Here is a 13,160-nt window from a genome sequence, read left to right as displayed (position 1 = left end):
GCAGAATGCACAACGCGATCCCGAAATTATAAAAACAATAAGTTTACTTTTTTATATTTACGGCGGCAAGCCGGGCTTCACCACAAGACACAAGGGCCAGCATGCCGAAGCACGCTGGCCCTTGCGGATTACCCGGCAGGCGCGCCGGGGTTTAGTGCGCTGCGCCCGGCTTGCCCGTCGGCGCGGCCTGGGCGCGGCCGAACAGGAAGCTGAAGCCAGTGGCGAATTGCTGCTTCGAATCCGCAACCGAGGCGAAGGAATGGCAGGCCATGCAGCTGCGCTGGGCCGGGTCTTTCGCCTGCGTCACCTGCATATAGGTTTCCAGCATCGGGTTCAGCAGCTGCAGGGTGTTCGGCGCACCGGCCGAAGCATTCAGCGGCAGCGGCGCGTTCTGCGGCACCGGCGGCGTGGCCGAGTACATGCCGCGCGGCCACTGGGTGTTGATCAGCTTGTAGTACTGCCAGGGCGCGCTCTTGTTGGCGCCCGTGATCAGGGACTGGGCGTAGGCCGTCACATTGGCCGCATCCGGGTCATCGGCCCACACCTGGGTCACCTGGGTCGGCGTGGCCACCTGCTTGCCGTTGACCTTGGTCGGCGTGTTCGGCGTGGCCTGCGAGGCCGGATTGTAGAAGCTGTACTTGCCGGTCGGCTTGGCCTGGCTGGCCAGCGGCGCATTGTCGATCTGGGCAAAGGTGGCCCACAGACCGGCCGAATTGCCCGCATCGGAACCGCCGCCGGCAAACACGTGCATGCCCACCAGGCCGACCGTCTGCACGCTGCCGCTGCCGCTCGGCGGCACCACATAGGCGCTGGCGGTGAAGAAGCGGTTGCTGGCGACCTCGGCCGCAGTCAGTATCTTCCAGGCCGCTTTGATTTCGAAGGAGCCGACCGGCGGTGCGATCGCTTTCTTCGCCGCATAGGCTGCCTGGGCGTTGAGCTCGTACAGGTTGTTGCTGACGATGTAGTCGTACAGCTTCTTGTTCAGCATCACCTCGTAATAGACCGGGTTGTTCTGCTGGTCGTACAGGGCCAGGTCATCGACCTGCAGGGTGCTGTGCAGCTTGGTACTGGCGCCGCCCAGCTTGCCCACCTGGCGCAGCACGCGCAGCTTGCCGGCGCGCACCTGGTCCGCGATGTCTTTCGGCAGGTCATTCGCGACCGCCCACTTGCCCCAGGGCGCAGGCTTCTGTCCATTCGGCAGGAACACCTGGTCGGGCGAGGCGAAGGTCTGCCACACGGCCGCCCCCGGCGTACCAAAGGCCAGCTTGGGATTCGGCACACCGGCCTGGCCCGTCAGCGCCGGCCAGTTCAGGTAGAAGAAGTTCTGCCACATATTGCAGGAGGCAATGCGGTTGATGAAGCCGCCATTGCTGTCCGGCGGCGTGGCCGTCTTCGGTGCCAGCGACAGCAAGGGCTGGCCCAGCTCGCTCGAACAGGCATTGGCATTGCCCGCCTGCGCCGACAGCGGCAAGGCGCAGGCTGCGCCAAGAATCAATCCGATGGCCGCGCGCGTACCGGCCAGAACACTACGTGCTTGCTTCATACGACATCCCCCCGTGAATTGGACAAACGTGATTGTTTTAATTCAAAGCAACATTGGATAATTGCAAAAGCGACGCTATCACGGGTGGCGCGCGGCAAAATACGCACTCTGTAACTAGTGGTCAATTTTGCGCTATACGCCGGCCTCGGCGGGTGCACTGTGTTGCTCACCCCACAGGCTGTGCAGTTCATCCGGGGATTTCACGGTCTGTCGCACAAACGGACCGCGCCCTCGCGCGCTCCGCTAACATACCGGCAATATTTCAATGGAGACTTTATGCGCCTTCCCTGCTTTGCCCTTGCCGCCCTGGTATCGAACCTGGCCATGGCCCAAGTCGACTTCGCCGCCCTGTCCAAAGACATGCCCGGTCCGCGCACCCAGGTGGCCGTGCTGGGCACCGTGCACCTGTCGGGCATGCCGAAGACCTTCCGTCCGGACAGCCTGGCGCCGGTGCTGGACCGCCTGGCCGCCTTCAAGCCCGACATCATCGCCATCGAAGCGATTTCCGGCGAAGGCTGCGACGTGCTGAGCCGCCACGCCAGCGTCTATCCGACCATGGCCAAGGACTACTGCACCGACCCCGGCCCGGCCCAGCAGGCGCTCGGCCTCGACCTGCCGCAGGCGATTGCCGAAGCCAACAAAATGCTCAAGACCTGGCCAGCCCAGCCGACGCCGGCTGAGCGCCGCCGCCTGGCCGCCGTCTTCATCGCCGCCAACGAGCGCGCCTCGGCCCTGACCCAATGGCTGCAGCTGCCGGCCGCCGAACGCAAGGCCGCGCCCGAGCTGCCGGCGGTCCTGGTCGAAGCCCTGCAAAAGATGGAAACGCGCCAGAACGAGAACTTCCTGATCGGCGCCGCCCTCGCCGCCCGCCTGGGCCTGGCGCGCGTGATCGCCATGGACGACCACACGGGCGACGGCACCGAGATCGCCGACGAGGAAGCCTTTGGCAATGCGATTCAGGCCGCCTGGGCCAGCGGCCGTCCGCTCGCCGAGGCCATGCTCAAGCAGGAGGCGGCGCTGAAAGCCGGGCAGGACATGCTCGCCCTCTACCGTTTCGAGAACCAGCCCGAGTTGCAGCGAATCAGCAGCAGCGTCGATTTCGGTTCGAATCTGCGCGACAAGTCGCCCCAGCATTTCGGCCGCCAGTATGTGGCCGGCTGGGAAGTGCGCAATCTGCGCATGGCGGCCAACATCCAGGCCAGCTACCGCTTCAAGCCGGGCGCGCGCGTGCTGACGATCGTCGGCGCCAGCCACAAAGCCTGGCTGGAACGCATTCTTGGCCTCGGCCAGGGCGTCGACATTGTGGACGTGCAGACCATCCTGCGCTGAGCGCGGCGCAGAAAACAAAAAGGCCCGGTGTTGCGACCGGGCCTTTTGCTTTACGCGCGCGGCGCGAGGAAGGCCGCAATCTTCTTGACGAGTTTGCTGTCTGGCTGTGACAGGCCCTCATGCAGCAGCAGCGCATTCATCAGCAAAGGCATGCTGCAGTCGGCGCGCGTCGCGCAGACCACCTGAGTTGATGTTGTGGCACCCACGAGCGAGGCGCAGATTGCTTTGAGCTCATCAATCGTCTTGAACGAATAGGTGCGCGCGGCCGCTTCAATTTCCGGCACATTCAGGTTATTGCGCACGTGATTGAAGGCGCCATCTTCGACCAGGGTCACGTGCGAAAATTCCGGCTTGCCGCCATGATCCAGCCAGCGGAAATAACCGATTGGCAGGGTTTCAATACCCATCTTCTCAATCAGCGACGCGATGGCCTTATGCCCGCCATCCTCGGGCAAATAGCGGTTCTCTTCGAGGAATTCGCGCGTCGCCCCATAGCTGGTGATATCGAAGAAATCGGACAAACCGGTCTTCACGTGATCGGACCAATCAAGCGAGCCACTCCCGCTCGGAACAATCAGGTTGGCCCCCTTATCGGCGCGCGCACTCTGCACGTGCAATTGCAGGCGGAATTGGCCGTCTGCGTGGCGAATCAGGGCCAAGGTGGAGATCCCCACATGATTGGCCAGGCCAGATTCACGCAGGCCCATCAAGCGCTCAATCCCGTCATCGCCGGTACGCACCGGGAACATCGGGGTCAAGTCGAAATACGGCCATTCCACGCCGCGGTGTTTATCGTGCCGCACCAGGCGCTTGGTGCAGAAATCATTGGTCAGCGTGCTCGCCACATAGCTGACCTGGCCCACGCAAACCACATTCGGCACGCCGCCATCCAGATCCGACAGCAGGGAGATCTTTTGCTGATTGAAGAAGACCGGGGAATGCCTGGAGGCCAATTGCGAGATTTTGCCGTCGAGCGCCTCGCGCAAAAATTGCGAGCAATTGCGCACCACATGGGGGTCGAGATCGCCTTCATTCACGAGCGGCGTCGTGCCCTCGCCCAGGGCGCGCTCGCGAATCTGGGCATTCGTCTGTGGATAGGTGATCGCCGCTGCACGGATCTTGTTATCCGGCGTTTGCTTCACCAACTGACGCAGCACACGCCCCTGATCTTCGCTGGCCGAGGCGCCCTCCTCAATGCGCTCAAAGATGTCGCCAAACGCATCGCGCACTTCGATGTGGTCGAGCCGCGGTTTGCTCAGTGCACGCACGTCACCGACCAGCACCATGATTTCAGCCAGCACCGCAAACGCAATCGCGCCCAGGGTAATTGCCGACCCATGTTCGGTGAAATGCGAAATCAGGCCAATGCCCAGGGCCAGAACGGCAATACTCAGGTGGATAAAGGCGTGGCGCTCTAGCCATTTGAGGCGAAAAGCGACGAGAGGACGAAAAAAGGGATAGTGTTTTTCTGAGCTCATGTCTTCGATGGGGGGGCTGGCGCGCAGTGCGAGTCAAGGCGCGATTTTCGGCAAGGCGAGACGATAGCACGATTGGCGTGGATGAAAAACCAATACAAGTTGGTTTCCCACAAAAACGCGCCCTGCTTATCGAAAGTCGGTAAATGCCCATTGCTACGGACGCGGTGAACATCCTCGAGTACGGGGTGAACGAGCGGCCCGGCGCAGCGCGACAAAAACACAAAAGGCCTACACACCGAAGCATGTAAGCCTTTGCTTTTACTACTTGAGAATTCTGGCTCCCCGACCTGGGCTCGAACCAGGGACCTGCGGATTAACAGTCCGTCGCTCTACCGACTGAGCTATCGGGGAATTATCTTCGAAAACGAAGAAGCAAAATTATAGGCGAGGTTTTGACGGACGTCAAGCTTCGACGTCCGTCTTTTTTCGCTTACAGCACCTGCACGATGGCGTCGATGACGCGGTCGATGTTCTTCGAGTTCAAGGCGGCCACACAGATGCGGCCGGTATCGACGGCGTACACCGAGAACTCCTTGGACAGGCGGTTCACCTGCTCCTTGCTCAGACCCGAGTAGGAAAACATGCCGACCTGGTCACGCACGAAGTCGAAGTTGTGGCCGGGCGCCTTTTCCTTCAGCTTGGCCACGAAGGCTTCGCGCATGGCCTTGATGCGCACGCGCATGCCGGCCAGCTCGTCTTCCCACAGCTTGCGCAGTTCGGGATTGGTCAGCACCGTGGCCACCACCTTGCCGCCGTGGGTCGGCGGATTCGAGTAGTTGGTGCGCACCACACGCTTGAGCTGCGACAGCACGCGCGCCGCTTCCTCTTTCGAGCTGGCGACGATCGACAGCGCCCCCACCCGCTCGCCATACAGCGAGAAGGACTTGGAGAAGGAGTTCGACACCAGCAGCGGGCCGCCGGTCTCGGCAAAGCGGCGCACCACGGCGCCATCCTCGTCGATGCCATTGGCGAAACCCTGGTAGGCCATGTCGAGGAAGGGCACGAGGCCTTTCTCGCTGACCACCTGGATCACCTCGGTCCACTGGGCCGGCGTCAGATCGGCGCCGGTCGGGTTGTGACAGCAGGCGTGCAGCACCACGATCGAACCGGCCGGCATGGCGCGCAGCGCGGCCAGCATGCCGGGCACGTTGGCGGCACGGGTGGCCGGGTCGTAGTAGGTGTAGTTATGCACGGTGAAACCGGCGCTGTCGAACAGCGCGCGGTGGTTTTCCCAGCTCGGGTCCGAAATATAGACGTCGGCATTGGGATTGAATCGTTTGAGGAAATCGGCGCCCAGTTTCAGAGCGCCGGTGCCACCGAGGGCTTGCACGGTGACAGCACGTCCTTCTTTGACGACGGCGCTATCGGCGCCGAACACGAGTTCCTGTACGGCTTTGTCGTACTGGGCCAGACCGTCAATCGGCAGGTAGCCGCGCGGTGCTTTTTGGCTGGCCAGCTGGGCTTCGGCCTGCTCTACGCAGGACAGCAGCGGCAGCTTGCCGTTATCGTCGTAATACACACCCACGCCGAGATTGGTTTTGGCGGGGTTGGTGTCAGCATTGAAGGCCTCGGTAATACCGAGGATGGGGTCGCGCGGAGCCATGTCGATGGCCGCGAACAGGCTGGCAGGAGCGGGGGAGGTCATCGTGTTAAGATCTTCGTTTCGGCTGGATATCCAGGGGATTCCCCACGGATCGCAGCCGGGTTCCAGGGCGCCATGTGCAATGCAGCATGGCGAACCCCCATTCTAGCAAAGGTCCAGACTTATGGCTGACACCGCACCAATTTCGGGCCAGGCCACGGTGGTGAGCTTCCCCGGGTCCCCTTTCAAGCTGCACCAGCCCTATGCGCCGGCCGGCGACCAGCCGACCGCGATTGCCGGCCTGGTCGAAGGCATCGACGACGGGCTCTCGTTCCAGACCCTGCTCGGCGTAACCGGCTCGGGCAAGACCTTCACGATGGCGAATGTCATCGCGCGGGTCGGCCGCCCGGCCATCGTGTTTGCACCGAACAAAACCCTGGCTGCCCAGCTGTATGCCGAGTTCCGCGAATTCTTCCCCGAAAACGCGGTCGAATACTTCGTCTCCTACTACGACTACTACCAGCCCGAGGCCTACGTCCCGCAGCGCGACCTGTTCATCGAGAAGGACTCGTCGGTCAACGAGCACATCGAGCAGATGCGCCTGTCCTGCACCAAGAGCCTGATGGAGCGGCGCGACGTGGTCATCGTGGCCACGGTGTCGGCCATCTACGGTATCGGTAATCCCAACGAATACCACCAGATGATCCTGACCTTGCGCCAGAAGGACAAGGTCAGCCAGCGCGACATCCTGGCGCGCCTGATCCAGATGCAGTACACGCGCAATGACATGGACTTCGGACGCGGCACCTTCCGCGTGCGCGGCGACACGATCGACGTCTTCCCGGCCGAGAACGCCGAGCTGGCCCTGCGCATCGAAACCTTCGACGACGAGGTCGACAGCCTGCAGCTGTTCGACCCGCTGACCGGCCGCGTCAAGCAGAAGATTCCGCGCTACACGGTCTACCCGGGTTCGCACTACGTCACGCCGCGCAGCACGGTGCTGCGCGCTATCGAGACCATCAAGGCCGAGCTGCGCGAGCGCCTCGACTGGTTCCGCGAACAGGGCAAGCTGGTCGAGGAACAGCGGCTCGAACAACGCACGCGCTTCGACCTCGAAATGCTGCAGGAAATCGGCTTCACCAAGGGCATCGAAAACTATTCGCGCCATCTGTCCGGCGCCGCCCCGGGCGAGCCGCCGCCGACCCTGGTCGACTACCTGCCCAAGGACGCCCTGATGTTCCTGGACGAGTCGCACGTGCTGATCGGCCAGCTCAATGCCATGTACAACGGCGACCGTTCGCGCAAGACCAATCTGGTCGACTATGGCTTCCGCCTGCCCTCGGCGCTCGACAACCGGCCGCTGAAGTTCGAGGAATTCGAAGCCAAGATGCGCCAGACCATCTTCGTGTCGGCCACCCCGGCCGAGTACGAAAAAACGCATGCCGACAATGTGGTCGAACAGGTGGTGCGCCCGACCGGCCTGGTCGACCCGCAGGTGATCGTCAAGCCGGCGCTCAGCCAGGTCGACGATCTGATGGAAGAAATCCACGCGCGCATCGCCCGCAACGAGCGCACCCTGGTCACCACGCTGACCAAGCGCATGGCCGAGCAGCTGACCGAGTTCCTGTCCGATAACGGCATCAAGGTGCGCTACCTGCACAGCGACGTCGACACCGTCGAGCGCGTCGAGATTCTGCGCGACCTGCGCGTGGGTACCTTCGATGTGGTGGTCGGCATCAACCTGCTGCGCGAGGGCCTGGACCTGCCCGAAGTCTCGCTCGTGGCCGTGCTCGACGCCGACAAGGAAGGTTTCCTGCGTTCCGAACGCAGCCTGATCCAGACCATCGGCCGCGCCGCCCGCAACCTCAACGGGGTGGCCATCCTGTATGCCGACACCATCACCGATTCGATGCGGCGCGCCATCGGCGAAACCGAGCGCCGCCGCGCCAAGCAGATCGCCTTCAACGAAGCCAATGGCATCACCCCCAAGGGCGTGCAGAAGGCCATCCGCGACATGATCGACGGCGTCTACAGTCCAAATGCCGCGCGCGAACTGGTCGGCGGCGAGCTCGAGGACGAAGCCACGGCCAAGGTCGAGTCGATGTCCGAGAAGCAGATCGCCAAGGAAATCAAGCGCCTCGAAAAGCTCATGCTCGAGCACGCCAAGAATCTGGAGTTCGAAAAAGCGGCCAAGGTGCGCGACCAGCTGCATCAGCTCAAGCAGCGGGCCTTCGGCGCGCCTGGCCTCGACAATCTGGCGGCGTAAGCATACTAAATTTGCATCATTGACGATTGGATATGCTAGGATGCGGGCTCCCTGTTGACGGAGTTCCGCATGCCGCGCTTGCTACTGGCCCTGCTGGCCGCCCTCGCCTTCCAATCGGCCCCGGCCGCCGACCTGGACCTGCGCAGCCTGACCAAAGACCTCGGCAATGCGCCGATCAGCGCCTTGCTCAATCAGAAAGGCGAACCCGTCAGCGAGGCCGACTTTCTGGCAGCAGTCAAGGCAGGGACCTCGTTCAAGATCGAGAAGGAAATGAAGAACGGCGTCGTGACGGCGATGAAATTCACCCTGATCGACCGCGCCAATCTGCCGCCGGCCGGCTCGCCCGTGCGCAATGTGAAGGCTGGCGACGCCCTGCCCGACTTCGCGCTGCAAACGGCCAAGGGCGAGCGCTTCAGCAAAGCCAGCTTTGCAGGCAGCGTCACCCTGCTGAATTTTTCCTTCGCGGCCTGCGCCCCCTGCATAGGCGAAGTGCCCCATCTGAACGCCTTCGCCGCCGCCCATCCCGAGATCAAGGTCGCCTCGATCACCTTCGACAAGGCCGCCGAGTCCGCCGCCTTCCTCGACAAAACCGGCCTGCGCTGGCCGCAGCTGGTGGACGCCATGGCTTATCTGAACCAGCTCGGCGTGCGCAACTACCCGGCCTTCCTGCTGATCGGTCCGGACGGCAAGCTGCTGGCCGATGGCACCAATATCGCCACGCGCGACGGCCGCTTCCTGCTCGAAGAGTGGGTCAATAGCAAGCTGAAGAACTGAAACCATGCGCCGCCTGTTCGCCGCCCTGCTGCTGCTCGCCCCGCTGTCCGCTGGCGCCCTCAACACCAGCGAGGACGGCGTGCGCCTGATGGCGGACCCCGTCTACGCGCCGCTGACGCGCTACCAGAACATCAAAAAGGAAAGCCTGACGCGCGAGGAGTTCATGGCCGCCATGGCCTATGGCGGCGTGCAACGCATCCACGTCGACCGGCGCGGCGACGCCGTCATGGGCATTCTGGTGACGCTGGTGTCGCACGAGAACCCACCTGGCGGCAACGATCTGGTCAGGAACATCCAGGCCGGCGCCACCCTGCCCGATTTCTCGCTCTACACGGCCAGCGGCCAGCGCGTCGACCGCGCTCAGCTGCGCGGACGCACCACGCTGCTGAGCTTTGCCTCGGCCATCTGCGCGCCCTGCCGGCGCGAGGCGCCGCTGCTCAATGCCTTTGCAGCGCGCCATCCGAAGCTGCAGATTTTCTCGCTCACCAGCGACGACGCCCTCGGTTCCGATCAATTCATCCAGGCCAGCGGGCTCAAAGTGCCGCAGCTCGTCAATGCGCGCGAGCTGTTCAAAACCCTGGGCGTGCGCGGCTTTCCCAGCTTTGTGCTGGTCGGGCCGGATCTGAGCGTGCTGGCTGCCGGTGGCGTCGGCTTCCGCGATGGCAAATTCGGCCTCGAAGACTGGGTCCGCGCCGCGCTGGCCGGCAACCGCGCGCGCGTCGCCGTTCATCCCTGAGGCCGGCTAGGCCATGATCACCTTCGGCAAGGCTGTGCGCATGATGTCGATGAAACGGCGCAGCCGGGCCGGATAAAAGCGCGCATACGGATACACGAGGTGGATCGGCAGCGGCGCGGCCTGCCAGTCGGGCACCAGCTGCACGAGACGCCCGGCGGCAATGTCTTCCGCCACCACCCAGCTCGACGCGATCCCCACTCCCAGGCCCTGCAGCATGGCGCTGCGCAAGGCATACAGGCTGTCCGTGCTCAGGCGCGGCTGGATGGCGAAGCGCTGGCTGGCGCCGCTGAGGCTGTGCTGCAGGCTGACCTCGGTTTTGTAGAAGGTGCGCAAGGCCAGCCAGGGCAGCGCGGCCAGGGCCGCCAGGTCGCTCACAGCGCGTCCGTGCAGCAGGGCCGGTGCGGCCGCCACGATGCGCGGCACCGTCGCCAGCGGCAAGGCCACCAGGCTGGTGTCGCGGATGCTGCCGACCTGGATCGCGCAGTCGATGCCGGCGGCAATGTAGTCGTCGAGCAGCACATCATCGTGCAGCAGCCACTCGACGCGCATGCGCGGGTACTGCTGCAGATACTCGGCCAGCGGGCCGATCAGGCGCTCCTGCCCAAACGCATGCGGCGCCACCACGCGCAGCACGCCGTCCGGCTCCTCGCGCGCGCCGCGCAGGTCCGATTCGAACGCGGCCCACGAGGCCAGCAGGGCCTTGCCGCCCTCGTAGCAGCGATTGCCGTCCTCGGTCAGGCGCATGCCATGGGTCGAACGCTGCAGCAGGCGCACGCCCAGCAGCTTTTCCAGCGCCTGCAGGCGGCGGCTCATGGTCGGCTGGGTGGTGCCCAGCTGGGCGGCCGCGGCCGACAGGCTGCCGGCGTCCACAATGCGCACAAAGGTCTGCAGCAGGTCGATGCGGTCGCCCGCTGCCGCCAGGGGGCCAAGAAGCTCTTTCATACGCGCAGCGTATAACAAATCTACGTGCAAGGCCACTACCCTTGATTTGACGGGCGTTCTAGACTGCCGGCTATCCACTCGACGTGAGCCACACATGAACACCATCCAAGATACGCATAACCAACCCGGCCCTGCCCTGACTATGCTGCTGGCCGGCACGGCCGGCCTGGGCGCCGCCTCGCTCTACTACGCCCAGCCCATGCTCGGCACCCTGGCCAGCAGTTTTGGCGCCAGCGAGCAGCGTATCGGCCTGATTCCGACCCTGACCCAGCTCGGCTACGCGCTCGGCATTTTGCTGCTGATTCCACTCGGCGACCGCCACGACCGCCGCAATATCATCGTGCTCAAAGGCAGCCTGCTGGTGCTGGCCCTGCTGGCGGCCGCAGCCGCGCCGAGCCTGCCGGCCATGCTGGCGGCCAGCCTGGCCATCGGCCTGACCGCCACGGTCGCCCAGGATGCGGTGCCGGCCGCGGCCAGCCTGGCGCACGAGGCGCGCCGCGGCAAAGTGGTCGGCACGGTGATGACCGGCCTGCTGATGGGGATTCTGCTGTCGCGCGTGGTCAGCGGCGTGGTGGCCCAGCAGTTCGGCTGGCGCGCCATGTTCGTGCTGGCGGCGGGCGCGGTGGCGATCCTGGTCGTGGCTGCGCGTTTCAGCCTGCCCGCCTTCGCCCCGACCACCACCCTGCCCTATGCCTCGCTGCTGGCCTCGCTGCGCGAACTGTGGCAGCGCCATCCGCGCCTGCGCCAGGCGGCCGTGGCCCAGGGGCTGATGTCGCTCGGCTTCTCGGCCTTCTGGTCGACCCTGGCCGTGATGCTGCATGGCGCGCCCTTCCATCTGGGCAGCGCCGTGGCCGGGGCCTTTGGTCTGGCCGGCGCGGCCGGCGCCCTGGCCGCCCCGGTCGCCGGGCATCTGGCCGACAAGCACGGCCCGGGCCGCGTGACCCAGCTGGGCGCCGCCCTCAGCGCCCTGAGCTTTGCCGCCATGGCAGCCGCCACCACGCTGGCGCCGCAGCCCCAACTGCTGGTGCTGGCGCTGGCGACGGTCGGCTTCGACCTCGGTGTGCAGGCCACGCTGATCGCCCACCAGACCATTGTCTACGGCATCGATCCGGGGGCGCGCAGCCGTCTGAATGCGGTGCTGTTCGTCGGCATGTTCACGGGCATGGCCAGCGGCGCCATGCTGGGCAGCCTGCTGCTGGGCGCCTTCGGCTGGCTCGCGGTCTGTCTGCTGGCGATGAGCGTGAGCCTGCTGGCCCTGATCGTGCGCCGCCGCGCCTGATCGCTCAGGCAGCCGGCACGAAGATGCGCCCGCCAGCGGCGTCGCCAAAGCTGCGCGCCTGGCCGCGCAGCAGATACTGGGCCGCCAGCGCGCACATGGCGGCATCGAGATCGTCCATATTGCGCAGGGCGGCCGTGTCGATGCCATGCGCCGCCAGCACGGCGCTGCGCTGCGGGCGCTTGAGTTTGGCGGAGGTCTGCGCGCGCCCGAGCAAGGCGCAGGCGATCGCGTGCGGAAAAGTCTCAAAGCAGGCCGGGCCGTCCACCCAGGCCTCCGCCCCCAGCAGCGGATGGCTGGGCGCCAGCGACTGATAGACGCCCTCCCCGCTCAGCATCCAGCGGAAGAAGGCGACCGTCTCGGCGCGTGCGCGTGTGGGCGTGGAAAAGCAGGAAATGCCGGCGCGCGCCAGCTCGCGCTCGGCCAAACGGGGCGCCCCGTCCGACCATTGCGAAGGTGCGTCCACGCCGACCAGCACGGCCCCGTGCGCCACGCACAGGGGGCCGACCTCGGCCGGGGCCAGACGCCCCGCCACGAGGCGCAGCGTGGTCCCGGCCAGGATCACGAGATTGCAGCCCTTCTTCTCGCCGCCGATGTCGACACCGGCCACGGCCGGGAGGTTCACAGCGACTGGATAAAGTGGCGCACGCCGCCGAGGAACATCTCGACCGACATGGCGGTAAGAATCAGGCCCATCAGGCGCTCAAAGGCCGTCATCACTTTCGGACCGAGCGCGTTCTGCAGGCGTTCGGCGGCCAGGAACACGCCCAGCCAGATGGCGCCGACGGCCGTCAGCGCGCCCACGTGCACGAGCACATCGGCCGTGGTCTTGGACGAGAACAGCAGCACCGTGGCCAGGGCCGAGGGGCCGGCAATGGCCGGAATGGCCAGCGGCACGATGAAAGGCTCGCCGCCGTGCTTGGATTCGCCCATCACCCCGCCCGGCTGCGGGAACACCATGCGCATCGCGATCAGGAACAGGATCACGGCCCCGCCGATCCGCAGCGACACCTCGGACAGCTGCATGGCCGCCAGGAAGTGCCGGCCGAAGAACATGAACAGCAGCAGCAGGCCATACGCGATCGCGCACTCGCGCACCACGATTTTCCAGCGCCGCGGCGGCGCCACATTGGCCAAGGCCGAGGCGAACAGCGGCACGTTACCGAAAGGATCGGTCACGAGCAGGAGCAGCACAAAGGTTTGAATGAAAGTCTGGGTCATGGAAAGAAAAACG

Annotated in this window: 11 protein-coding genes and 1 tRNA gene; 5 read left to right on the top strand and 7 right to left on the bottom strand. The window is 64.8% G+C overall.

Annotated features, from left to right (window positions below; translation table 11 throughout):
- Positions 1–151: 151 nt before the first annotated feature.
- Positions 152–1,543, bottom strand: coding sequence for a hypothetical protein (locus LZ005_RS02195; protein ID WP_237804224.1), 1,392 nt, complete (start codon positions 1,541–1,543; stop codon positions 152–154).
- A 276-nt stretch (positions 1,544–1,819) separates the two neighbouring features.
- Between LZ005_RS02195 and LZ005_RS02190 the strand changes: the two genes are divergently transcribed.
- A complete protein-coding gene (locus LZ005_RS02190) occupies positions 1,820–2,872 on the top strand; it encodes a DUF5694 domain-containing protein (protein ID WP_237804222.1) in 1,053 nt (350 codons plus the stop codon).
- A gap of 50 nt (positions 2,873–2,922) precedes the next feature.
- On the opposite strand, the gene LZ005_RS02185 is transcribed toward LZ005_RS02190, so the two are convergent.
- From LZ005_RS02185 to LZ005_RS02175, 3 genes are all read right to left on the bottom strand, one after another.
- Complete coding sequence (locus tag LZ005_RS02185; protein WP_237804220.1) at positions 2,923–4,350, bottom strand: hypothetical protein; 1,428 nt, start codon at positions 4,348–4,350, stop codon at positions 2,923–2,925.
- A gap of 275 nt (positions 4,351–4,625) precedes the next feature.
- Positions 4,626–4,701: transfer RNA gene (locus LZ005_RS02180), tRNA-Asn, on the bottom strand.
- A gap of 79 nt (positions 4,702–4,780) precedes the next feature.
- Positions 4,781–5,995, bottom strand: coding sequence for an amino acid aminotransferase (locus LZ005_RS02175; protein WP_237804218.1), 1,215 nt, complete (start codon positions 5,993–5,995; stop codon positions 4,781–4,783).
- A 121-nt stretch (positions 5,996–6,116) separates the two neighbouring features.
- Between LZ005_RS02175 and uvrB the strand changes: the two genes are divergently transcribed.
- From uvrB to LZ005_RS02160, 3 genes are all read left to right on the top strand, one after another.
- Positions 6,117–8,198 carry an excinuclease ABC subunit UvrB gene (uvrB, locus tag LZ005_RS02170; protein WP_237804216.1) on the top strand — a complete coding sequence of 694 codons (2,082 nt, stop codon included), beginning with the start codon at positions 6,117–6,119 and terminating at the stop codon, positions 8,196–8,198.
- 69 nt (positions 8,199–8,267) lie between these two features.
- Positions 8,268–8,972 carry a TlpA disulfide reductase family protein gene (locus LZ005_RS02165; RefSeq protein ID WP_237804214.1) on the top strand — a complete coding sequence of 235 codons (705 nt, stop codon included), beginning with the start codon at positions 8,268–8,270 and terminating at the stop codon, positions 8,970–8,972.
- Positions 8,973–8,976: 4 nt separating this feature from the next.
- Positions 8,977–9,708, top strand: coding sequence for a TlpA disulfide reductase family protein (locus LZ005_RS02160; RefSeq protein WP_237804212.1), 732 nt, complete (start codon positions 8,977–8,979; stop codon positions 9,706–9,708).
- Positions 9,709–9,714: 6 nt separating this feature from the next.
- Here the strand turns inward: LZ005_RS02160 and LZ005_RS02155 are convergent, their stop codons facing one another.
- Positions 9,715–10,650, bottom strand: coding sequence for a LysR family transcriptional regulator (locus tag LZ005_RS02155; RefSeq protein WP_237804210.1), 936 nt, complete (start codon positions 10,648–10,650; stop codon positions 9,715–9,717).
- 94 nt (positions 10,651–10,744) lie between these two features.
- Here LZ005_RS02155 and LZ005_RS02150 point away from each other — a divergent pair, with 94 nt between their 5' ends.
- Positions 10,745–11,929, top strand: coding sequence for an MFS transporter (locus LZ005_RS02150; RefSeq protein WP_237804208.1), 1,185 nt, complete (start codon positions 10,745–10,747; stop codon positions 11,927–11,929).
- A gap of 4 nt (positions 11,930–11,933) precedes the next feature.
- Here LZ005_RS02150 and LZ005_RS02145 read toward each other — a convergent pair whose 3' ends face one another.
- Both LZ005_RS02145 and LZ005_RS02140 read right to left on the bottom strand, forming a co-directional pair.
- Complete coding sequence (locus tag LZ005_RS02145; protein WP_237804206.1) at positions 11,934–12,551, bottom strand: DUF429 domain-containing protein; 618 nt, start codon at positions 12,549–12,551, stop codon at positions 11,934–11,936.
- Positions 12,548–13,147 (bottom strand): MarC family protein, encoded by a 600-nt coding sequence (locus tag LZ005_RS02140; RefSeq protein ID WP_237804204.1) that lies wholly within the window; start codon positions 13,145–13,147, stop codon positions 12,548–12,550. Before LZ005_RS02140 ends, LZ005_RS02145 begins: the two co-directional genes overlap by 4 nt.
- Positions 13,148–13,160 lie beyond the last annotated feature (13 nt).

Origin of the sequence: Massilia sp. TS11, from assembly GCF_022012445.1 — a bacterium.
Lineage (GTDB): Bacteria > Pseudomonadota > Gammaproteobacteria > Burkholderiales > Burkholderiaceae_D > Telluria.
The sequence above is the reverse complement of the archived record's forward strand: the minus strand, read 5'-3'. Positions and strand labels throughout refer to the sequence as shown.

Coding starts and splice junctions, on each gene's coding strand:
- LZ005_RS02190 (WP_237804222.1), top strand. CDS start 1,820: ATGCGCCTTCCCTGCTTTGCCCTTGCCGCCCTGGTATCGAACCTGGCC.
- LZ005_RS02150 (WP_237804208.1), top strand. CDS start 10,745: ATGAACACCATCCAAGATACGCATAACCAACCCGGCCCTGCCCTGACT.
- uvrB (WP_237804216.1), top strand. CDS start 6,117: ATGGCTGACACCGCACCAATTTCGGGCCAGGCCACGGTGGTGAGCTTC.
- LZ005_RS02185 (WP_237804220.1), bottom strand. CDS start 4,350: ATGAGCTCAGAAAAACACTATCCCTTTTTTCGTCCTCTCGTCGCTTTT.
- LZ005_RS02160 (WP_237804212.1), top strand. CDS start 8,977: ATGCGCCGCCTGTTCGCCGCCCTGCTGCTGCTCGCCCCGCTGTCCGCT.
- LZ005_RS02165 (WP_237804214.1), top strand. CDS start 8,268: ATGCCGCGCTTGCTACTGGCCCTGCTGGCCGCCCTCGCCTTCCAATCG.
- LZ005_RS02195 (WP_237804224.1), bottom strand. CDS start 1,543: ATGAAGCAAGCACGTAGTGTTCTGGCCGGTACGCGCGCGGCCATCGGA.
- LZ005_RS02175 (WP_237804218.1), bottom strand. CDS start 5,995: ATGACCTCCCCCGCTCCTGCCAGCCTGTTCGCGGCCATCGACATGGCT.
- LZ005_RS02155 (WP_237804210.1), bottom strand. CDS start 10,650: ATGAAAGAGCTTCTTGGCCCCCTGGCGGCAGCGGGCGACCGCATCGAC.
- LZ005_RS02140 (WP_237804204.1), bottom strand. CDS start 13,147: ATGACCCAGACTTTCATTCAAACCTTTGTGCTGCTCCTGCTCGTGACC.